This window comes from Pseudomonas sp. S2_A02 (assembly GCF_054668495.1).
On the sequence record NZ_CP162776.1, the window covers coordinates 32106 to 54190 of the forward strand.

The window sequence follows — 22085 nt, forward strand, 5'->3', positions numbered from 1 at the left end:
AAAGGTAAGCATAGACAATTCGCGGCATACACAAATCCAATGTGGGAGTCAGCCTGCTCGCGATAGCGTACTGACAGACATCAATATTAACTGGAAGGTACTCATCGCGAGCAGGCTCGCTCCCACATTAGATGGATGTTGGCCACTGGCCAGGTGACGATTGAAGCAGTTTGTAACCAGTCCGCCCTTGGCAATAACTATGTACCGCAGATTCACCTTCCTGACGTGATGTCCTGACGCTCCATTTGTCAGGAAAACATTATGTCCATCTCAAACAATAACGCTCCCGCATTGAAGCCGCGGGTATCAGGAAAAAGCAGCATCCACAGTGAACTTCTTCAAGGCAAGGCTCCCGACTGGTTGATCAATGCAACGCCTGAACGACGCGTTGCATTGAAGGATGCCGGCGCGCAATTACCAGGCTGGTATCAGCGCGCATCCATCCAGCAACAGAATGTGTTGAGAGAGCGCTTCAGCGCCAGCCTTGTTTCGCAGACCCGGCTGGACAAGACCCTGTCGACTCTTCAAGGCATCGACACGTTCGCCAGGCCATTACTGGTCAAGGCCCTGAAAGACCGGTTTGGGGTTGGCGCAGATGTCGACAAGACCTTGGTATGTCTGCGACGGCCGCTGGCAATGGGTGTGCTGGAAGTAGAAGTCTCAACGTTCGAGGTGATGAAGCTTTCATTGCTGCAGGCCGCGTTACATAACTTCGAAGCGTCCGAGTGCGAGAAGGGCGCCTTCCATGAAAAGTCCGCTTTTGTTGTAGAAACGTCGACTCCTGGCACGTTCCAGGTAGCCAACATCAACCTCACGATCAGGCAGTTTTTGTCCCTGTGCCGCACACTGGATATCGGTGCGCACTACCAAACCTATGTAAAGGCGTTTTTCCAGCCTGCCGATGCGCAGCTTGAAGTGACGCTGCGCCGACAATTCATCGACAGTCAGAAAACCGCAATGAGGGCGGCTGCGGAGCTGGCGTTGCTGAAAAAGGATATCGAGCCCGCAGACTACAGGATGATCCTTTCGGTCATTGATGGAGAAGTCCATCCCCGGCTGGGTGGCAAGCCGGTCTGGTTTCGCGACCTGAGCCTGATGAAGCGCAGGATGACCGGTTGCATTGTGTTCGCCATCTGTGAACAGTACCGCTATACCAATGAGTTCATTGTTTATGTACCTCATGATCCGCAGCATCCGCTCAAGCGCTACACCTCCGCGCAGTGGCGCGAAGAGTTCAAGCGGCAGTTCACCACTCGGGATACAAAGTCAGTCGACAATGGAGGGCCGACGGCGCACCAGCGTTTTTTCAGCCAGTTCGTGGCTTACGCTGATCGCCCTTACTACTTCAGCCAGTTCTCTCGTAAAGCGGCGGGTTCACCCACCGACCCGTTACAGTCCATCTGGTTCAAGGTTGTTCAGTCCATTCCTCCGTTTTCTGACATCGTCAGAGTCAAGGAACTGCCCCCTGAGCATCAGGGCAAACGGGAACCGGTGGAGGATCCCTTTCTCAAACCCAGCGAAATCAATCGTGTCGGTGCAGCAGGAATCTGGTCTGCCAACACCGATCCGTGGACGTATCTTTACGAGCAAAACCGGGAAAAAGTCATTACCGATGCACGTAGCCATGCGGTTCCCACGGCTGACGTCGATGCCAGGGTACGGGCGGAAAAGCTCAATCATCTGCTGGAAGTCGGCATGTTGGGGTTGAACCTGGTGTCGATGTTCGTGCCGGTACTGGGCGAAATCATGCTGACGGTGATGGCGGGTCAATTGCTGTATGAGTCTTTCGAGGGGGCGATCGAATGGAGTGAAGGTGATCGCAATGCCGCCAAGGCGCACCTGATCGACGTGGCGGAAAATCTTGCGCTGATCACCGTGATGGCCGGTGTGGGCAAGGGCTTGGGTAAATTGTCAGCGGTGAAACCAGAACCTGTGGTCGAACGCCTGGAGCAAGTCAAATTGCCCAATAGTGAAACCCGACTGTGGAAGCCGGATTTGCGTGCCTATGAGCTTGATACTGTGCTGGCCCCCGACGTCCGGCCGGATGCCTTGGGGCAGTATCGGGTCAATGGCAAAACCTGCATCCGGCAGGCCGGCAAAGTCTATGAAACCACCTACGATGAATCGCTGAAAAAATGGCGCATTCAACATCCGACTAATGCGCAGGCCTGGCAACCCATTCTTGAACACAATGGGCAGGGAGCCTGGCGCCATGCGCTGGAGCGGCCACTGGAGTGGGACCGCTTGACTCTGTTGCGGCGCATGGGCCATGCCACCGAGGCATTGACGGACAAACAATTGCTTGAGGCTGCTGAGATCAGCGGCGTCAGCGACAATGCCTTGCGCAAGATGCATGCGGATAATTTACCTCCGCCCCTTGAACTGACAGAGGCCCTGAGGCTGTTCGCGGCAGATTCAGGAGCGGCACCCATCATCGAGCAGGAAAGCCGCGCGCCATTCATCGAAAAACTTCGGCGGGCTTGCCCGGGGCTGAGTGATTCTGCAGCCCGAAGAGTTCTGCTCGATGCCAATGCCGAGGAGCTGACACGCCTGCGGACCACCCACCGAATTCCGCTGAAAATGCTCGAGGAGGCCCGCTGGTATGCGCAGCAGGGGCGTCAGGTACGGGCTTTCGCCGGTCTGTACCGGGACAATATGACTTCCCCCGATAGCCAATGGCTCGCCCTGCATGCCCTGGAAAAGCTGCCGGGCTGGTCCGGCGAGGTGCGTCTGGAGGTTCGTGACGGTCGCATCAACGGTCCGCTGATCGATGGCATTGGCCGCGAGACCGCCGCACGTCGCAAGTATGTCGTCAAACAGGGGGCGGCCTACCAGGCGTTCGATGAGCGAGGAGAGGCGCTCAATAGCGTGCCCCGCCGTGGCGACAACTTTTTCGATTCCATCATGCATGCCTTGCCCGATGAGTCCCGCCAGGCATTGGGTGTTCCGCACGTCAGTCAACGCGCCGGTTTGCAAAAGGCGATTTTTGACTCGGCAGTGCAGCACCGGGCGCAGTTAATGCAACAACTGGAGAACCGAGCCGGCAGACGCGCTGCGTTCAAGCCCCCCGTACGAGTGAATGAGCGACAGGTGGGTTACCCCGCCAGTGGGCGCGGGCAAGGCTTGAATCCTTCATTGGTCGCTCGGGTTCAGTCTGTCTATCCCGGACTCTCCGATCAAAACGCCAACAGTTTTATCCTGAAGCAGTTGCGGGCCGGGAAAAGCGACGCACAGATTTATGGCTTGTTGCAGGAGCGTATGCGTGAGTGGGAGGCGCTTGAGTCAATGCTCGATCAATGGGTCGGGACACCGGAGCCTGATTTACAAACCGTGTTGGGGGGCAAAAGCGCTGTCGCGCGAAACCTCAAGGAATGCTGGCGTAATTCGCCGTTGGCAGAGGAGTTGCCTTTCTACAGTTCGCTGGATTTGACCTGTGACGACCCGATTCCCCCTCTGTCGGCGGATTTTTCGCATGTGCGTGAACTGAGCATCCGGGGACGGTGCATTACTGACGCCAACGCCGATGCACTGTTGGCAAATTTCCCCAGATTGAAAAACCTCAGGATCAATGCAACGGGAGGTCAATTCAGCAATGTGCCCGAGGGGTTGGGCGCAATGCGTGAACTTACAGGGCTGAGCCTTTACTCAGACTCTCCCCGCGCCGTGGATATGCCCTCAAGGTTAGGTGCATTGACGACGCTGCAGGAACTCAACGTTTATTTCTCGGATTTCACACCGATGGCCCTGGATGTCAGTCGTTTGCGCAATCTGCGCAGGTTGGCAATTGGCTCGCGCATGCTGCGTGAATGGCCGGTCGGAGTGCTTGATTTGCCTGCGTTGGAGCGTCTGAACCTCAAAGATACCGGAATCGGAACATTGCCCGACGGGGCTTTCCAGGGGCATGAAAAACTGTGGTCCGGCTTGTCTCTGGACTGGTCGAACTTCTCGCATGAACACTTCAAACCGGCGTTTGAGTACGTCACCAATCACCCCGAGCACCTGCTTGATCGGGAGGAAATGGTCAGGGACTACTGCAAGGGTGAGCTGTCGCGTCTTGCCGCAGGGATGAACGAGTCGATTGATGGACTGTTCAACCGGTTTGTCGAGCAGTGGCTGGGGGCAGATGCACGGTTCGAGGCGGTCGATGCCTTGAGCCAGACGTCAGGCGTGCTCGATCGTCAACTGAAAGATTGGACCCAAAGCGTGATGCAGAGGCCAAAGGCGATCAAAGAGATCATGGGGCGGACATGGGCCACGATGTCCATCAAGACTTGCTGGCGCAACGGTGCATTCAAACGCTACGGTGCGACGGTCGACGCCACGTTGCTCGATTTGCCGAACCTGGAACTCAGTGAATTCCCCGACTTGCCTGGCGCTGCTTTCGCACATGTTCAACGGTTGAATTTGAAAGGCGTGAAAGCGCCTGCTGAAACAGTCCGTGGCTTTGTTCGGGGGTTTACCGAACTTCAACAACTCGATGTGAGCGATAGCGGGTTGATCGCTGTGCCAATTGCAGCGGGTGATCTTGTGAAGTTGACCCGTCTGGACCTATCTGGCAACGCGATTGTTGGCGACCCTGCGCTGGCCCAGGGTTTTGATGGATTGCAGAACCTTGAATATCTGGACCTGCACAACAATCCGCTGAACTCGCTGGATGTCAGTCATATGTCGCGTCTTAAAGCCTTGGACTTGCGGGCGACTAACCTGCATGAATGGCCGACAGGGGTGCAAGACCTGCCAGCGCTGAGCTGGCTGGATTTGCGTGACAGCAGGATTTCCTCGCTCCCGGCGACGGTGCTTGAGAGCGAGATGCTGCTCAAGACCGACCTGACCGGCACGCCATTGACCCCGCAGGCGGTGATTTTGCTGGACATCGCCCGCACGCAGATCGAGCTGGACCATGGTCTGCCTGTGGGCACCCTGGAAAGGTTCGCCCGGGAGAGGGTGCCGTCAGTTTTTCCTCCGGCCGAGAGCGGCTTTTCAATCGCTCGCCATTTGCTGCCCCTGCCGGAAATTCCTGTGGGGGAAGGGGCTGCGCATCTTGCCAAGCGTCTGCAACGGTTAAAGCCGATACTCGCGGAAGATGAAGCCCTGCAAGTGATTGAACAGCTGCGCGAGAGCGGGGCTAGCGAGGTGCAACTCAGCGAGCGGATTGCCGGATGGGACCGGACTCATGATGAACTGACGCGCCGATTGAACGGCTGGCTGTTCGCGCGCGAGTCAAGTGGCGCTGGTTGGATAGCCTCATCGGCAAGCCGCAACCAGGCCGCATTACGAATCCTTGATTGCTGGCGTGAGAGCCTGGGTGCCGCGCAAGGTGCTGCAGACACCGTGTTGAATCTCAACGGCCTGCAGTTGGGCGATCTTCTCGAATTGCCCGCAGTGTTCGACCACGTGGGCACGTTGAACCTGACCGGGACAAGGCTGGGTGAACAGGGCTCCAATGGGTTTCTGCAGGCTTTCAAGCAGCTCAGGACGCTGGAACTCAATGGCAATGACCTGCAAGCGGTTCCCGAGCCGGTTGGCCGAATGCACACCCTTGAACGACTGGAGTTGTCCTCGAATCGATTGAGCGATAGCGATAATCTGTCTGCCTCGTTGAATCTTTTGCAGCGTTTGCAATGGCTGGATCTGAGCTACAACGCACTGGACGAATTTGATCTCGGCGTTTTTGAGCGATTGGAGACGCTGGATCTGCGCAACAACAATTTGACCGACTGGCCGGTAGCTGTGCTGGATACCAGTCATCTCAGGACGCTGAACCTGAGTGGAAACGACATCACGTCGATTCCTCCACAGGCCCTGGATGGCAGCCATGACGTGCTGATGTCGGGCACGGACCTCAGCGACAACTTCAATCTGTCGCTTGAAACCCTGGAGCAGATGCGGGACTTTCGCGAAAGGGGTTCGCGCGCAACTGCCTTTGGATACTCGCGCGTTGCTCTGGATGAGTGGATCGATCAAGCGCGCAACGAGGTTGAAACGGTCAGTGAAAGCAGCATCGAATCTGATGAAGATCTTTCCGGCAGGGAACTCGAGGTCGAGCAGAAGACTCCCTGGCTGGCCAATGCTACTCCCGAGGAGGTAGCCAGCAAGACTCGGCTCTGGAATCAACTGGCGGCGGAACCGGACAATGCAGCGTTCTTCCATTTGCTTTCACGGTTGCAGGACACGCGTGAGTTCCAGGTGGCAAATGCCGACCTGACGCGGCGGGTCTGGACAGTCATGGAGGCCGCCGCCGGCAACAGCGGACTTCGAGAAACGTTGTTTGCCAGTTCAAACACCCACGGCACCTGCGTCGACGGTCGAATCCTGACCTTCAGTGCACTGGAAAGCACGGTGTATACACACAATGCCTTGCACGAAGTGTCTGCCGGATGGTCCGGTGCAAAAGGCGAAGCATTATTGAGGTTGTCCAGACGGCTTTTCCGGTTGGACAAGGTCGATGAACTGGCGACGAAGGCCGCTACCCATACCGGTCAGGATCAGGCGGAAGTACGCCTGGGTTATCGAATCGGCCTGACCGGCGGGTGGGGCGATGGCCTGGAGCTGCCGGGGCAGCCGAAGCACATGACGTATGCCTCAGGTGTAACAACCCGGCAATTGGCTGAAGCCCGCCGCGAAGTGATGAATGCCGAGCACGGCGACGTTTTTTTTGAGGACCTTATCCAGCGTGACTACTGGGTAAGTTATCTCAAGGAAAAATATCCCGAAGCATTCAGGGCACTCGACGAGGCGGACCTGACGCAGGAGCAGGGTGACGGGATGGATGTCGACGATGCGAGGCTCATGGAGCAGCTGTTTGATCTGACAGCCGCACGTAACGCAAAGATGATCGAGCTGTCTCGACAAGAGGTCGAGGCGATTGAGCGATCCTCTGGCGCAGCACCGCTGCCGGGAACCTCAAGCCGATAATCAGCCTTCCGGCGCCGGGTTAACCGGCGTCGGAATCCTGATTTCAAGCGTGTCTCAGTTGTCGTAGCCGAGGTTCGGCGCCAGCCAACGCTCGGTTACGCTCAACTCCTGGCCTTTACGCGAGGTGTAGCTCTGCACCTGATCCTTGTCGATCTTGCCCACGGCAAAATACTGCGCCTGCGGGTGAGCGAAGTACCAGCCGCTGACCGCTGCCGCCGGGAACATGGCGTAGTGCTCGGTGAGGAACACGCCGCTGCGGCCGGCCTTGAGTTCTTCCGCTTCCGGGTCAAGCAGCTTGAACAGCGTGGCTTTCTCGGTGTGATCCGGGCACGCCGGGTAGCCCGGAGCAGGGCGGATGCCGGTGTATTGCTCTTTGATCAACGCCTCGTTGTCCAGCGTCTCGTCCTTGGCATAGCCCCAGTAGTCTTTACGCACCTGTTGGTGCAACCATTCGGCGCAGGCCTCGGCCAGACGGTCGGCCAGGGCCTTGACCATGATCGAGTTGTAGTCGTCGCCCGCATCCTGATAGGCCTTGGCCACTTCTTCGGCGCCGATCCCGGCGGTGGTGATGAAGCCACCCACGTAGTCGGTTACGCCGCTGTCTTTGGGCGCGACGAAGTCGGCCAGGGAGAAGTTCGGTTTGCCGTCGGTCTTGATGATCTGCTGGCGCAAGTGATGCAGCTTGGCCAATGGCTTGCCGTCATCGCCGTAGACTTCGATGTCATCGTCACGCACCTGATTGGCCGGCCAGAAACCGAACACCGCACGGGCGCTGATGAGTTTTTCGTCGATCAGCTTGGCGAGCATTTCCTGGGCATCGGCGTACAGCGCGGTGGCGGCTTCACCGACCACTTCGTCTTGCAGGATGCGCGGGAATTTGCCGGCCAGGTCCCAGGAGATGAAGAACGGTGTCCAGTCGATGTATTCGGCCAGCACCTTCAGGTCGATGTTATCCAGCACCTTGGCGCCGGTGAACGTCGGTTTGACTGGTTCGTAGCTGCCCCAGTCGAACTGCGGCTTCTTCGCGATGGCCACCGGGTAGCTCAGGCGTTCGGTGCGGGCGCTGCGGTTGGCGGTGCGCTCGCGAACGTCGATGTATTCCAGGCGAGTCTTCTCGACGAAACCGGCCTTCAGTTCCTTGGACAGCAACTGCGTCGCCACGCCCACGGCGCGGGAGGCGTCGGTGACGTAGATCACCGCGTCGTTGCTGTACTTGGGCTCGATCTTTACCGCCGTGTGCGCCTTGGAGGTGGTCGCGCCACCGATCATCAGCGGCAAATGGAAATCCTGACGCTGCATCTCGCGGGCCACGTGAACCATTTCGTCCAGCGAAGGCGTGATCAAACCGGACAGGCCGATGATGTCGCACTTCTGCTCTTTGGCGACTTGCAGGATCTTCTCCGCCGGCACCATCACGCCGAGGTCGACGATGTCATAGCCGTTGCAGCCCAGCACCACGCCAACAATGTTTTTGCCGATGTCGTGCACGTCACCCTTGACCGTGGCCATGAGGATCTTGCCCTTGGCTTCCGGCTTGTCGCCTTTTTCCAGTTCGATGAACGGGATCAAGTGGGCCACGGCCTGCTTCATCACGCGGGCGGATTTCACCACCTGCGGCAGGAACATTTTGCCGGCGCCGAACAGGTCGCCGACGATGTTCATGCCGGACATCAGCGGGCCTTCGATCACTTCGATCGGGCGAGCGAAGGACAGGCGCGACTCTTCGGTGTCTTCGACGATGTGGGTGGTGATGCCCTTGACCAGCGCATGTTCCAGGCGCTTGTTGACGTCCCAGTTGCGCCACTCTTCGGTCTCGGCTTCCTTGACGCTGCCGTCGCCCTTGTACTTGTCGGCGATGGCGAGGAGGGCGTCGGTGCCTTCCGGGGTGCGGTTGAGGATCACGTCTTCGACGGCGTCGCGCAGCTCGGCCGGGATCTGGTCGTAGATCTCCAGTTGGCCGGCGTTGACGATACCCATGGTCAGGCCATTACGGATCGCATACAGCAGGAACACCGAGTGAATCGCCTCGCGCACCGGGTTGTTGCCACGGAACGAGAACGACACGTTCGACACACCGCCGGAGGTCAGGGCGTACGGCAGTTCGTCGCGGATGTAGGCACAGGCGTTGATGAAGTCCACAGCGTAGTTGTTGTGTTCTTCGATGCCAGTGGCCACAGCGAAGATGTTCGGGTCGAAGATGATGTCTTCCGGCGGGAAGCCGACGTCGTTGACCAGAATGTCGTAGGAGCGTTTGCAGATTTCTTTCTTGCGCGCTTCGGTGTCGGCTTGACCGGCTTCGTCAAAGGCCATCACCACCACGGCGGCGCCGTAGCGCTTGCACAGTTTGGCGTGATGAATGAACTGCTCGACGCCTTCTTTCATGCTGATCGAGTTGACGATGCCCTTGCCCTGGATGCACTTGAGGCCGGCTTCGATCACTTCCCACTTGGAGGAATCGATCATGATCGGCACGCGGGAGATGTCCGGTTCACCGGCAATCAGATTGAGGAAGGTCACCATGGCCTTCTTCGAATCGAGCATCCCTTCGTCCATGTTGATGTCGATCACCTGGGCGCCGGCTTCGACCTGCTGCAGGGCGACTTCCAGGGCTTCGGTGTAGTTGTCTTCACGGATCAGCCGGGCGAATTTGGCGGAACCGGTGATGTTGGTCCGTTCGCCGACGTTGACGAACAACGAGCTGCGATCAATGGTGAACGGTTCCAGGCCCGAGAGGCGGCAAGCCTTGGGAATGTCCGGAATCTCGCGCGGCGCATAACCGGCCACCGCTTTGGCGATGGCTTCGATATGACCCGGCGTGGTGCCGCAGCAGCCGCCGACGATGTTCAGGAAGCCGCTTTGGGCGAATTCTTCGATGACTTTGGCGGTTTCCGCTGGCAGTTCGTCGTACTCGCCGAACTCGTTCGGCAGGCCTGCGTTCGGGTGCGCCGACACGTAGGTGCTGGCCTTGTTTGACAGTTCTTCCAGGTACGGGCGCAGCTCACTGGCGCCCAGGGCGCAGTTCAGGCCGACGGAGATCGGCTTGGCGTGAGCCACCGAGTTCCAGAACGCTTCGGTGGTCTGGCCGGAGAGGGTGCGGCCAGAGGCGTCGGTGATGGTGCCGGAGATCATGATCGGCAACTCGACGCCCAACTCCTCGTAAACACCCTGCACAGCGAAGATCGCGGCTTTGGCGTTGAGGGTGTCGAAAATGGTTTCGATCAGGATCAGGTCGGCGCCGCCTTCGATCAGGCCTTTGGTGGCCTCGGTGTAGTTCTCCACCAGTTCATCGAAGGTCACGTTGCGGTAACCGGGGTTGTTCACGTCAGGCGACAGCGAGCAGGTACGGCTGGTAGGCCCGAGCACGCCGGCGACGAAGCGTGGTCGGTCCGGGGTTTCCAGGGTCTTGGCGTCTGCCACCTTGCGCGCCAGGCGTGCGCCTTCTACGTTGAGTTCGTACGCCAGGCCCTGCATGCCGTAGTCGGCCTGGGACACTTGGGTGGCGTTGAAGGTGTTGGTTTCCAGAATGTCGGCGCCGGCATCCAGGTAAGCTTTTTCAATAGCACCAATCACGTCCGGGCGCGTCAGCACCAACAGGTCGTTGTTGCCTTTTACATCGCTCGGCCAGTCGGCGAAGCGTTTGCCACGGTAATCCTGCTCCTCGAGCTTGTAGCTCTGGATCATCGTACCCATGCCGCCATCGAGAATCAGGATGCGCTCTTTGAGGGCGTGCTTGAGAGCTTGAAGGCGAACGCTGCGATCGGACATTTGGACTACTCGGTAAGGCCATGACGAAGGGGCGGGATAATAACAAACCTGTGCGCTTTTGGAGCATGTGCGGGTTTTGCATGAATATCGTTCATGTTGGTGCGCTGGCCAGACCGGTAGAATCGCGGCGTTTTCTCATGATCAGGACTAGGGATATGTCGTATCGCGTCGTCACCAGCCTATTGATGCTGTTTTTTAGCGGGGGCGCCGCTGCACAAGGTCCGGATATTTCCTACGTCCGCGACGTTCAACCGATCTTCACCGAAAAGTGCGTGGCCTGCCATGCCTGTTACGACTCCGCCTGTCAGCTCAATCTGGGCAGTGGCGAAGGGGCGGCCCGAGGCGCGACCAAAGCGCCTGTCTATGATGGCGAACGCCGTCAGGCCGCAGCACCGACCCGGCTGTTTTATGACGCCTTTGGCAAACGTGCCTGGCAGCAAAAAGGCTTTTATTCGGTGCTCGACGCCCAAGGCAGCCAAGCGGCGCTGATGGCGCGGATGCTCGAACTGGGCCACAAAACCTCGTTGCAACCTAACGCCAAATTGCCGGAAGACATCGTTCTGGGCCTGAACCGGGAGAACATGTGCGCCATGCCGGCGGAGTTCGACGGCTACGCCAGCTCCCACCCGAAAGAAGGCATGCCGTTGGCGGTCACCGGCCTGACCGATCAGCAATACCAGACGTTGCAACGCTGGCTGGCCTCCGGCGCGCCAATCGATGAACAGGGCCTGGTACCCAGCGCCAAGGAAGCCTTGCAGGTGGTGCAGTGGGAAAACCTGCTCAATGCACCGGGCGCCCGGGAGAGCCTGGTCGGGCGCTGGTTGTTCGAGCACTGGTTTTTGGCGCACCTCTATTTCAAGGACGGCGAGCCGGGGCATTTCTTTCAGTGGGTACGTTCGCGCACGCCAACGGGGCAGCCGATCGATCTGATCAACACCCGCCGTCCGAATGATGATCCGGGCACTCAGGTCTATTACCGCCTATGGCCGGTGCAAGGCGTGATCGTGCACAAGACCCACATCACCTATCCGCTGAGCGCGGCGAAGATGGCGCGGATCAAAAGTCTGTTTTACAGCGGCAATTGGCAGGTCAACGCGCTGCCGGGTTATGGGGCGGAGCGACGGGCTAATCCGTTCACGACCTTTGAGGCAATCCCGGCCCAGGCGCGTTACCAGTTCATGCTCGATAACGCCGAGTACTTCGTGCGCACCTTTATTCGTGGTCCGGTCTGCCGTGGCCAGATCGCCACCGACGTGATTCGCGACAACTTCTGGGCGCTGTTCCAGGCCCCGGAGCATGACCTCTACATCACCGACCCGAACTATCGCGGCCAGGCCACGCCGTTGCTGGCGATGCCGGGGCAGAACGATGACGTCGGCAGTGTCCTGAGCCTGTGGCACGACTACCGCAACAAACGCAACGAATACGAAGCCTTGCGCCGCGACAGCTACGCCGACCTGCCGGCACCGAGCTGGTCGACTCTGTGGGCCGGCAATGACAACGCGCTGCTGAGCATCTTCCGGCATTTCGACAGCGCCTCGGTGAACAAAGGCCTGATCGGTGACGTCCCGCAAACCATTTGGCTGTTCGATTACCCGTTGCTGGAGCGCACGTATTACCAGTTGGCGGTCAACTTCGATGTATTCGGCAACGTATCCCATCAGGCCCAGACCCGGTTGTACTTCGACCTGATTCGCAACGGTGCCGAGCAGAATTTCTTGCGTCTGATGCCGGCCGACTCACGGGACGGCTACCTCGACGATTGGTATCAGAACGGCGGCAAGTTCAAGATGTGGCTGGATTATGAGTACATCGACAACGACAAACCAACGGCGCTGACGCTGGACGAAAAGGACCCGAAACGCGATTTCGCCCTGCAGTTGCTGGCCCGTTATGGCGAGCTCAACGCCAAACCCGATCCGATCAATCGCTGCGGTGGCGCTTACTGCTCGCGGCCGAACATCGATCTGGCGTTGCAGAACGCCGAACAGGCCTTGAGCCGGCTAGTTTCGCGCCCGGCCGCCGGTTTGAAAGTCATCGATCAGTTGCCAGAAGCCACGATGTTGCGCATCGAGACCCAAAGCGGCAAGCGCGAGGTCTACAGCCTGCTGCGCAACCGGGCCCACAGCAACGTGGCGTTCCTGCTCGGTGAATCGATGCGTTATCAGCCGGGGCTGGACACGTTGACTCTCTATCCGGGGGTGCTGAGCAGTTACCCGAACTTCATGTTCAACATCCCGGCGGGGCAAGTGCCCGCATTCGTCGACGCGATGGAAAACGCCAAGGACTCCGCCAGCTTCGAGAAAGTCGTCGAACGCTGGGGCATTCGCCGCAGCCATCCGCAGTTTTGGCAGTATTTCCATGATCTGAGCCGCTACATCCACGACACCGACCCGGTGGAAGAGGGCGTGCTGGACATGAACCGCTACGAAAACCTTTGAAATGTCTGCAATTCAATGTGGGAGCGACCTGTGGCGAGGGGGCTCCCGCAAGGGATCAGTGCATCTTTCCCGACAAAAATACTAGGACTTTGTGTGGCGCGATGATTGGCGTAAACTGCGTCCAAGCCTGCGAGGAGTTTCCATGACCGCTATTACCATTACCGACGCCGCCCACGATTACCTGGCTGATCTGCTCTCCAAGCAGAACACCCCGGGTATCGGCATCCGCGTCTTTATCACCCAGCCTGGCACCCAGTACGCCGAAACCTGCATTGCCTATTGCAAGCCGGGCGAAGAAAAACCTGAAGACACGGCGCTGGGGCTTAAAAGCTTCACCGCTTACATCGACTCGTTCAGCGAAGCATTCCTGGACGATGCGGTAGTCGACTACGCCACCGACCGCATGGGCGGCCAACTGACCATCAAGGCGCCAAACGCCAAGGTACCGATGGTCAACGCCGACAGCCCGGTCAACGAGCGCATCAACTACTACCTGCAAACCGAGATCAACCCGGGGCTGGCCAGCCACGGCGGTCAGGTCAGCCTGATTGATGTGGTCGACGACGGCATCGCCGTATTGAAATTCGGCGGCGGTTGCCAAGGCTGCGGCCAGGCAGACGTCACCCTGCGCGAAGGCATAGAGCGCACCTTGCTCGAGCGTATTCCCGAGCTCAAGGGTGTTCGTGACGTGACCGACCACACGCAGAAAGAAAACGCCTACTACTAAGGTGTTCGCTGCGACATAAAAAAACGGTGCCCGTGAGCACCGTTTTTTTGATCGTTCCCACGCTCAGCGTGGGAATGCAGCCCGGGACGCTCCGCGTCCCAAGAGCAGACGCAGAGCGTCCGTTGAGGCATTCCCACGCGGAGCGTGGGAACCATCATCTCAAGGTCTGTAGAGGTGCGCATGCCCCGCGCGATACAGCGACGATTCACTGAAGTGATCGCTGCCCAACACCCGGCCCACCAGAATCAGCGCCGTGCGGCGAAACCCCTTGGCTTCAACCTTCCCGGCAATATCCGCCAGCGTCCCCACCACCCAATCCTGATCCGGCCAGGTCGCCCGATGAATCACCGCGATCGGGCAATCGGCGCCGTAGTGCGGCAGCAATTCGGCGAGGATCTTCTCCAGATGATTGACCCCCAAGTGGATCGCCATGGTCGCCCCATGCTGCGCCAGACTACCGAGCTCTTCACCGGCCGGCATCGCGGTCTTGTCGGCGTAGCGGGTCAGAATCACGCTCTGTGACACGTCCGGCAGGGTTAGCTCGGCCCCCAAAAGCGCCGCGCAGGCGGCAGTGGCGGTGACGCCGGGAATGATTTCGAAAGGGATGTCGAGCTCACGCAAGTAGCGAATCTGCTCGCCAATCGCGCCGTACAGGCTCGGATCGCCGGAATGCACCCGGGCCACGTCCTGGCCGTTGGCATGTGCGGCCTTGATCAGCTCGATGATCTGCTCCAGGTGCAGTTCGGCGCTGTTGACCACTTGTTCGGCCTGGTGACCCTCCAGCACAGCAGTGGGCACCAGGGAGCCTGCATAGATGATGACCGGGCAGCTACGAATCAACCGCTGGCCTTTAACGGTGATCAGTTCCGGGTCGCCGGGGCCTGCGCCAATGAAGTAGACGGTCATCGTCGTTTCCTGTCAGAAAAAGGGTATGGGCACGCTTCAGATGAAGACTGCTCATGATCGAAGGCGGGGATTATCGGGGATTTTACGCGGCGCTGGCCAATGCCAGGGTGGCCTGGGCGTATTTTTGTCGTGGAATCAGCAACTTTGCCGGTGCCTGAGCTAACTGTTCGGCCAGTGCCAGCGCGGCACTTTCCGCTACGCCGTAACAGCCGGTGCGTTCGAACGCGATGTCCGAGTGGTGGCTGAGTTGCGGTTCATAACCGGCCAATTGTTCGCTGCTGAAATACGTCAACGGCAATGCCAGCTGTTCGGCCAGTTCGATCAGGGCGGGCTCTTCGCGCTTGAGGTCGATGCTGGCCAAGGCCTTGATCTGACGAAGCTCGATTTGATGAGCCTGTAACGCTTGATCAAGCAGCGCCCGCAGCGTGCTGACGGGGCAGCCGCGCTGGCAGCCCAGGCCGACCACCAGGGTCGGCGCTGTGCTGACGTCAGTCATGCGGAGTACTGGCCATCGCTTTTGCGGCGGAACAACCAGGCGCTGATCAGGCCAAGGGCCAGCCAGAACGCCATGTTGGTCAGCTGCGAAGCGATTTTGAACTGCGCTTCCAGGGCTTCCGGAGCCAGCATCGAATGCACTTCCGGTTGCGGTGCACCGATCACATGAGGCACGGCCAGGATCGCCACGCCGAGGATCTTCATCAGCCAGTGGCGGCTGAACACGATCAGCGCGATGCCGACAGCGGTGGACGCGGCAGTGCCAATCCACCAGATCTGCCGTTGCGCCAGATCTGCTGCGGCAGTGCCCGGCAGCTCAGGTGGCAGGCCGAGGGTTGGCGCCAGCACGAACGTCGCATAACCGGCCAGACCCCAGAGCAGGCCCTGAGAGGTACGGCGTGGAGCGCGCAAGGTGTAGAGGCCCGCGAGCATCAGGGCGAAACCGACCGCTACCACCAGATTGCCGCCGGTGGTTGACAGCACGCGCTGCCAGCCGTCTTCCGGCTCCCATGTTTCGGCGTCGTGGGTATGAGCGGCGACAGCGCCAGCATCGTGCTCGTGGACTTCGACAGCAGCCGGCTCGGATTTTTCGTAGGTCTCGGCCTGCAAAATCAGCGGGGCAACCCAAAAGCTTTGCAGCAGGGTCAGCAGCAGGGCGGCCAGCAACCCGGTGAAACCTGCGGTTTGCGCAATACGCTTGATCATGTCAGCAGGTCTCAATGGCACGGAAAGGCAGAGCTGTGACGGGTGTCGTGCGCGGCGTTGTGTACCGCTTCGATGTGCGAGAAACCGGCGAAGTACACCAGGCACGCGCCAAGGATCGACGCACAAAAAGCGGCGGTCAGGCGTTGGCTCAAGGTTGAAGTGGTGCTGGCGGTGCTACTGGCGGTACTGCTGATGATCGACATGGCGCTTCCCTCTGGTCTGTCAGCGGGTGAATAGAGCGCATGAAAACCGCCGCACGCCGGGGCACGCAGAGATTTCGAACAGCGCCCGCCCACCGCGGGTTTGTTATTCAGTGAACGTAAAAGTCACTTTGTGTTGCGGGCCGGTCTCCGGGCTCGCGAGGGGCAGGGCTTGCGCCGACACCTGCAAGCATCACCTTCCCATGCCGTATGACGGGCACAGTGGATCTGACGCTTCACTCGCTTACCGTTGCGGGGGCAGCACCGGACTGGCATGGCTTAAGAGTAAAGCACATGATTCACCGGTTTCCCGTTTCACCCTGTGAAGGGCACCCGTAACAAGGTGTGTAGGAGAGCATGGGCGGGGGTTGGGCGTCAATTGGCAAGGGTTCTCAACTCTGTGGTAGGGGCTTGCCTGTGGCGAGGGGGCTTGCCCCCGTTTTGATCGTTCCCATGCTCTGCGTGGGAATGCCTCAACGGACGCTCCGCGTTCGGCTCTGGATGGGACGCAGAGCGTCCCGGGCTGCATTCCCACGCAGAGCGTGGGAACGATCAATCAAGGGGGGCTGTGGCGTGCTCAGTGATTGACCCGCCCCCACACGATGCGTAGCCTTGCGCTTTCGAGGTTCTTCGGCATCTGCCGAAGCTAAGAAGGGAACGCGGTCGATGCCGCGGCTGCCCCCGCAACTGTGAACGGTGATGTTCGCTGCCACGCCACTGCAAGCCCTGATCCATCAGGTTCGCGGGAAGGCGCAGCGAATGCCAGGCCAATAAGGCCGGCACACCGTCAGCCAGGAGACCTGCCTCGACACAGATTCTCACTTTCAACCGGGCGGGGTGATCCGGTGGCGAAACTCTTGTGCGCGCACCTGCCGCAGCGATTGTCGTCCCGTATGCCCGCCACCTTGCCAAAGGGCATCCGATGAAAACACTGGCCAAACTCCCTGTCACCATCGTTACCGGCTTCCTCGGCTCGGGCAAAACCACCTTGCTGCGCCACATGCTCGACAACGCCCAGGGCCGCCGCATCGCGGTGATCGTCAACGAGTTCGGCGAGCTTGGCATCGATGGCGAGATCCTCAAGCAGTGCTCGATCGGTTGCACCGAAGAAGAAGCCAACGGTCGCGTCTATGAGCTGGCCAACGGCTGCCTGTGCTGCACAGTTCAGGAAGAATTCTTCCCGGTGATGCGCGAACTGGTCGCTCGTCGCGGCGACCTCGACCACATCCTCATCGAAACTTCGGGCCTGGCCTTGCCAAAACCTTTGGTTCAAGCCTTCCAATGGCCAGAAATCCGCAGCGCCTGCACGGTTGACGCGGTGATCACCGTGGTCGACAGCCCGGCCGTGGCTGCTGGTACCTTCGCTGCGTTCCCGGATCAGGTTGATGCCCAGCGCAAACTCGACCCGAACCTGGACCACGAATCGCCGCTGCACGAGCTGTTTGCCGACCAACTGGCCAGCGCCGACCTGGTGATCCTCAACAAGGCCGACCTGATCAGCGCTGACGACCTGGCCCGTGTGCGCCTGGAAGTCGCCGAAGAACTGCCGCCAGCGGTGAAAGTCATCGAAGCCAGCAGCGGCCGTCTGCCACTTGACGTGCTGATCGGCCTCGGTGCCGGTTCCGAAGAGCACATCGACAGCCGCCACAGCCATCACGATCATCACCATGAAGGTGAAGATGATCACGACCATGACGCGTTCGATTCCATCTCGATCGAGCTGCCACAAGCCGACGAAAGCCTGCTGATGGATGCACTGACTCAATTGGTGGTCCAGCACGGCATCCTTCGGGTTAAAGGTTTTGCAGCGGTGCCGAACAAGCCGATGCGCCTGCTGATCCAGGGCGTGGGCACGCGTTTCGACAAGCACTTTGACCGTCAGTGGGGCACTGAAGAAGCGCGCACCACCCGTCTGGTGTTGATCGGTCAGGATCTGGACGCCGCTCAGCTCGAAGCGCAATTGCGCGCTGCGCTCAGCGTTTAAACCATGCACCTGCTCAGGACCCAGCCCGGCGGTTTCGTGTCGGATGACAACATTGCCGACCTTGGACAAACCCCCGCCGAGCTGGTGATCCTGTGCAGCGGTGACTCCAGCCTGGCGTTGCTCGCCGAAGCGGCGCAGCAGTTGCCCGACGATTACCCGAGCGTGCGCCTGGCTAACCCGATGCAGGTGCAGAATCACGCCTCGGTCGATCTCTATGTCGACGAAGTGCTGCGCCACGCCAAGGTTATTCTGATTTCGCTGCACGGCGGCATCGCCTATTGGCGTTATGGCATTGAGCGGCTGGTGGAATTATCCGAACGCGGCGTTCAGCTGATTCTGGTGCCGGGGGATGATCGCCCGGACCCGGAACTGAGTGACCTGAGCACCGTAACCGCGCAAGACCGCGACCGGCTCTGGCACTTCCTGCGTCAGGGCGGCATGGCCAACGCACTCGACCTGTTTCGCTGCCTCGCTAATCGCTGGCTGGGCCGTAACTACCCATGGTCCGAGCCGCAAACCCTGCCACGCACCGCGATTTACCATCCGCAAAAAAGCCCCGCAGAACTGAAGGATTGGCAAGCCGACTGGCAAGCTGATCAGCCGGTGGCGGCGGTGCTGTTTTACCGCTCGCATCTGCAGGCGGCGAATACTGGTTTCATCGATATTTTCTGCCAGCGTTTGCAGGCGGCGGGGTTGAATCCGTTGCCGATTGCGCTGGCCAGTTTGAAAGAGCCCGGCTGCCTGACGGTGGTTGAGGACTTGCTGGATGAAGTCGAGGCGGGGGTGATTCTCAACACCACCGGTTTCGCCCAGTCCAGCCCCGAAGCGCCGCATCTGCGACCGTTTCGCCGCAACATTCCGGTGATCCAGGCGATCTGCGCCCAGGACAATGAACCCGGTTGGCGCGCCAGCGAACAAGGCCTCGGTCCCCGTGATTTGGCGATGCATATCGCGCTGCCGGAGCTGGATGGGCGAATCATCAGTCGGCCGATCAGCTTCAAGGATCTGGCGTGGCGCAGCGAGCGCAGTCAGTCCGACGTGGTCTGCTACCGGCCTGCACCTGAGCGCATGGATTTTGTCGCCGAACTGGCGCGGCGCTGGATCGATCTGGTGCGAGTGCCCAACGGCGAAAAACGCATCGCCCTGATCCTCGCCAACTACCCGACTCGCGATGGGCGCATCGGCAATGGCGTGGGTCTCGATACACCGGCTGCCGCACTGAATATCCTCCGTGCCCTGCATGTCGAAGGTTATCCGCTGCCGGCCGAGTTGCCGGACAGTGGCACCGCGTTGATCCAGCAATTGCTCGGCGGCGTCAGCAACGACCTCGACACCCTCGACCAGCGTCCCTGTCATCAAAGCCTCGCGCTGGACGATTACAACCTGATATTCAACGCGCTGCCCGAGGCCAATCGCCAAGCCGTGCTGGAGCGCTGGGGCGCCCCCGAAAATGATCCAATGTTCCGTGGCGGACGAATGATGATTGCCGGTCTGCGCTTCGGCCTGACTTTCGTTGGCATTCAGCCCGCCCGGGGTTACCAGGTGGACCCGAGCGCGGTGTATCACGACCCGGACTTGGTGCCGCCCCACGGCTATCTGGCGTTCTACTTCTGGTTGCGCAACACCTACGGCGCTCACGGCGTGATCCACGTCGGCAAGCACGGCAACCTCGAATGGCTGCCGGGCAAGGGCGTTGGGTTGTCGGAAAACTGCTGGCCGGACGCATTGCTCGGGCCGCTGCCGAACATCTACCCGTTTATCGTCAATGACCCGGGCGAGGGCGCCCAGGCCAAGCGTCGTACGCAGGCGGTGATCATCGATCACCTGATGCCGCCGCTGACCCGCGCCGAAACCTACGGTCCGCTGCGTAATCTCGAATTGTTGGCCGACGAGTATTACGAAGCGCAATTGCTCGATCCGCGCCGCGCCCGGGAGTTGCAACGCGACATTCTGCAACTGGTGCGCGACACGCACATCGACCGTGAACTGCAGCTCGACGAAAAGCTCGACAGTGACGCCGACGCGGCGATCTGGTTGCCGCGTCTGGACACGTATTTGTGCGACTTGAAGGAGTCGCAGATCCGTGATGGCCTGCACGTGTTTGGCGAGTCGCCGGTCGGGCGGTTACGCATCGACACCTTATTGGCTTTGCTGCGCATTCCTCGCGGCGATGGCCGTGGGGCGCAATCGAGCTTGCTGCGGGCATTGGCCAAGGCGTTTGAATTGGGCTTCGATCCGCTGGATTGCGCGTTGGCTGAGCCTTGGGTCGGGCTGCGTCCGGATGCCCTGTTGTCGGTCAGCGATGAGCTATGGCGCACAGCGGGCGATACCCGCGAGCGACTGGAGCTATTTGCCGCTGAACTGATCTTGCTGACACTGAACCCATCTCAAGCCCACCACGACCCCTGTGGGAGCGGGCTTGCCCGCGAAGGCGGCGTGTCAGTCGACATTGATTTATCTGACCCACCGCTATCGCGGGCAAGCCCGCTCCCACAGGGTCTTGCGTGGGCTGACGTCAGCGCCATCCTTGAGAGCCTGCGCGAAGTGGTCGCCCCACGCCTGGACGCCTGCGGCCCGGCAGAAATGCGCGGCTTGCTGGACGCCCTCAGCGGTCGATTCGTCCCGGCCGGCCCGAGCGGCGCACCGAGTCGCGGCCGGTTGGACGTGCTGCCCACCGGGCGCAATTTCTATTCGGTGGACGTGCGCAACCTGCCGACCACCACCGCGTGGCGCATCGGCTTCCAGTCCGCGAACCTGATTCTCGAACGGCACTTGCAGGACCACGGCGATCACCTGCGGCAGCTCGGCTTGTCGGTCTGGGGCACCGCGACCATGCGCACCGGCGGCGACGACATTGCCCAGGCCATGGCGCTGATGGGCGTGCGACCGGTGTGGGCGACGGGCAGTCAACGGGTCGACGACTTCGAAATTCTGCCGTTGAGCCTGCTGGACCGCCCGCGCGTGGATGTGACCTTGCGCGTTTCCGGATTCTTCCGCGATGCCTTTGCCAACCTGATCCGGTTGTTCGACGCCGCCGTGCAAGCGGTCGCCGCGCTGGATGAACCGGACGATCTCAACCCGTTGGCGGCCAAGGTCCGCGCTGAGTGGCAAGCGCTGCTGGAATCCGGTCTGGATGAAGACGCTGCGCGGCGGCAGGCCGGCTGGCGCATCTTCGGCGCCAAACCGGGTGCTTACGGCGCGGGCGTGCAGGGCGCCATCGACGGTCGCTTGTGGCAAAGCCGTGAGGACTTGGCCGAGGTTTACCTGAACTGGGGCGGCTACGCTTACGGCGGCTCCGATGAAGGCACCGCCGCCCGCGAACAGTTCGCCCAGCGTCTGAGCCAGGTGCAGGCAGTGTTGCAAAACCAGGACAACCGCGAACACGACTTGCTCGATTCCAACGACTATTACCAGTTCCAGGGTGGCATGCTGGCGGCCGTCGAAAGTCTCAGCGGTGAAGCAGCGGCCAGTTATCACGGCGACCACAGTCAGCCGGACTTGCCTAAGATTCGCACCTTGAAGGAAGAGCTGAACCGGGTGATCCGTTCCCGTGCAGCCAATCCGAAATGGATCGACGGGGTCAAGCGTCACGGCTATAAAGGCGCGTTCGAACTGGCGGCGACGGTCGATAACCTGTTTGCGTTCGACGCCACCACGCAGTTGATCGACGACCACCAATATGCGTTGCTGGCGGATGCCTATTTGCTCGATCCGGCGACCCGGGAGTTTGTCCGCGAACACAATCCCCATGCCTTGCGCGACATGACCGAGCGCATGCTCGAAGCGCAGCAACGAGGGATGTGGAAAGAACCGGGTGAGTACCGCGAGGCGCTGGAGAATTTGTTGCTGGACATCGAAGAAGACGGGTAAGTCTCTGGCACCGCTAACCTGTGGGAGCGTGGCTTGCCCGCGAAGAGGCCCTCACAATCAACATTGATTTCGACTGA

10 protein-coding genes and 2 riboswitches are annotated in these 22085 nt (G+C 60.0%); of the genes, 5 read left to right on the forward strand and 5 right to left on the reverse strand.

Annotated elements, in window-relative coordinates; genetic code table 11:
• Nucleotides 1-261 precede the first annotated feature (261 nt).
• The gene (locus AB4O41_RS00140; protein WP_460145688.1) at nt 262-6915 is read left to right on the forward strand and encodes an NEL-type E3 ubiquitin ligase domain-containing protein; all 6654 of its coding nucleotides are present in this window, start codon (nt 262-264) and stop codon (nt 6913-6915) included.
• 54 nt (nt 6916-6969) lie between these two features.
• Here AB4O41_RS00140 and metH read toward each other — a convergent pair whose 3' ends face one another.
• Complete coding sequence (metH, locus tag AB4O41_RS00145; protein ID WP_460145689.1) at nt 6970-10680, reverse strand: methionine synthase; 3711 nt, start codon at nt 10678-10680, stop codon at nt 6970-6972.
• A 155-nt stretch (nt 10681-10835) separates the two neighbouring features.
• Here metH and AB4O41_RS00150 point away from each other — a divergent pair, with 155 nt between their 5' ends.
• The gene (locus tag AB4O41_RS00150) at nt 10836-13121 is read left to right on the forward strand and encodes a fatty acid cis/trans isomerase (RefSeq protein WP_460145690.1); all 2286 of its coding nucleotides are present in this window, start codon (nt 10836-10838) and stop codon (nt 13119-13121) included.
• A 142-nt stretch (nt 13122-13263) separates the two neighbouring features.
• Entirely contained in the window at nt 13264-13848 is a 585-nt protein-coding gene (gene nfuA / locus AB4O41_RS00155; RefSeq protein ID WP_028621370.1) for a Fe-S biogenesis protein NfuA, read from the forward strand.
• 159 nt (nt 13849-14007) lie between these two features.
• Here nfuA and cobM read toward each other — a convergent pair whose 3' ends face one another.
• The 4 genes from cobM to AB4O41_RS00175 all read right to left on the reverse strand — a co-directional run bounded on the left by cobM (nt 14008) and on the right by AB4O41_RS00175 (nt 16157).
• The gene (cobM, locus tag AB4O41_RS00160; protein WP_367375262.1) at nt 14008-14754 is read right to left on the reverse strand and encodes a precorrin-4 C(11)-methyltransferase; all 747 of its coding nucleotides are present in this window, start codon (nt 14752-14754) and stop codon (nt 14008-14010) included.
• Between the two features lie 82 nt (nt 14755-14836).
• Nucleotides 14837-15250 (reverse strand): cobalamin biosynthesis protein, encoded by a 414-nt coding sequence (locus tag AB4O41_RS00165; RefSeq protein WP_460145691.1) that lies wholly within the window; start codon nt 15248-15250, stop codon nt 14837-14839.
• Nucleotides 15247-15954, reverse strand: coding sequence for a CbtA family protein (locus AB4O41_RS00170; RefSeq protein ID WP_460145692.1), 708 nt, complete (start codon nt 15952-15954; stop codon nt 15247-15249). The genes AB4O41_RS00165 and AB4O41_RS00170 overlap by 4 nt, the downstream gene beginning before the upstream one ends.
• Nucleotides 15955-15965: 11 nt before the next feature.
• A complete protein-coding gene (locus AB4O41_RS00175; protein WP_095053480.1) occupies nt 15966-16157 on the reverse strand; it encodes a CbtB domain-containing protein in 192 nt (63 codons plus the stop codon).
• 121 nt (nt 16158-16278) lie between these two features.
• Nucleotides 16279-16506, reverse strand: a riboswitch (cobalamin riboswitch).
• A 254-nt stretch (nt 16507-16760) separates the two neighbouring features.
• A riboswitch (cobalamin riboswitch) is annotated at nt 16761-16976 on the forward strand.
• Between the two features lie 100 nt (nt 16977-17076).
• Here AB4O41_RS00175 and cobW point away from each other — a divergent pair.
• Nucleotides 17077-18138: a cobalamin biosynthesis protein CobW gene (gene cobW, locus AB4O41_RS00180; protein WP_460145693.1), complete on the forward strand. Its 1062-nt coding sequence runs from the start codon at nt 17077-17079 to the stop codon at nt 18136-18138.
• A 3-nt stretch (nt 18139-18141) separates the two neighbouring features.
• Nucleotides 18142-22008: a cobaltochelatase subunit CobN gene (gene cobN, locus AB4O41_RS00185; RefSeq protein WP_460145694.1), complete on the forward strand. Its 3867-nt coding sequence runs from the start codon at nt 18142-18144 to the stop codon at nt 22006-22008.
• The last annotated feature ends 77 nt before the right edge of the window (nt 22009-22085 follow it).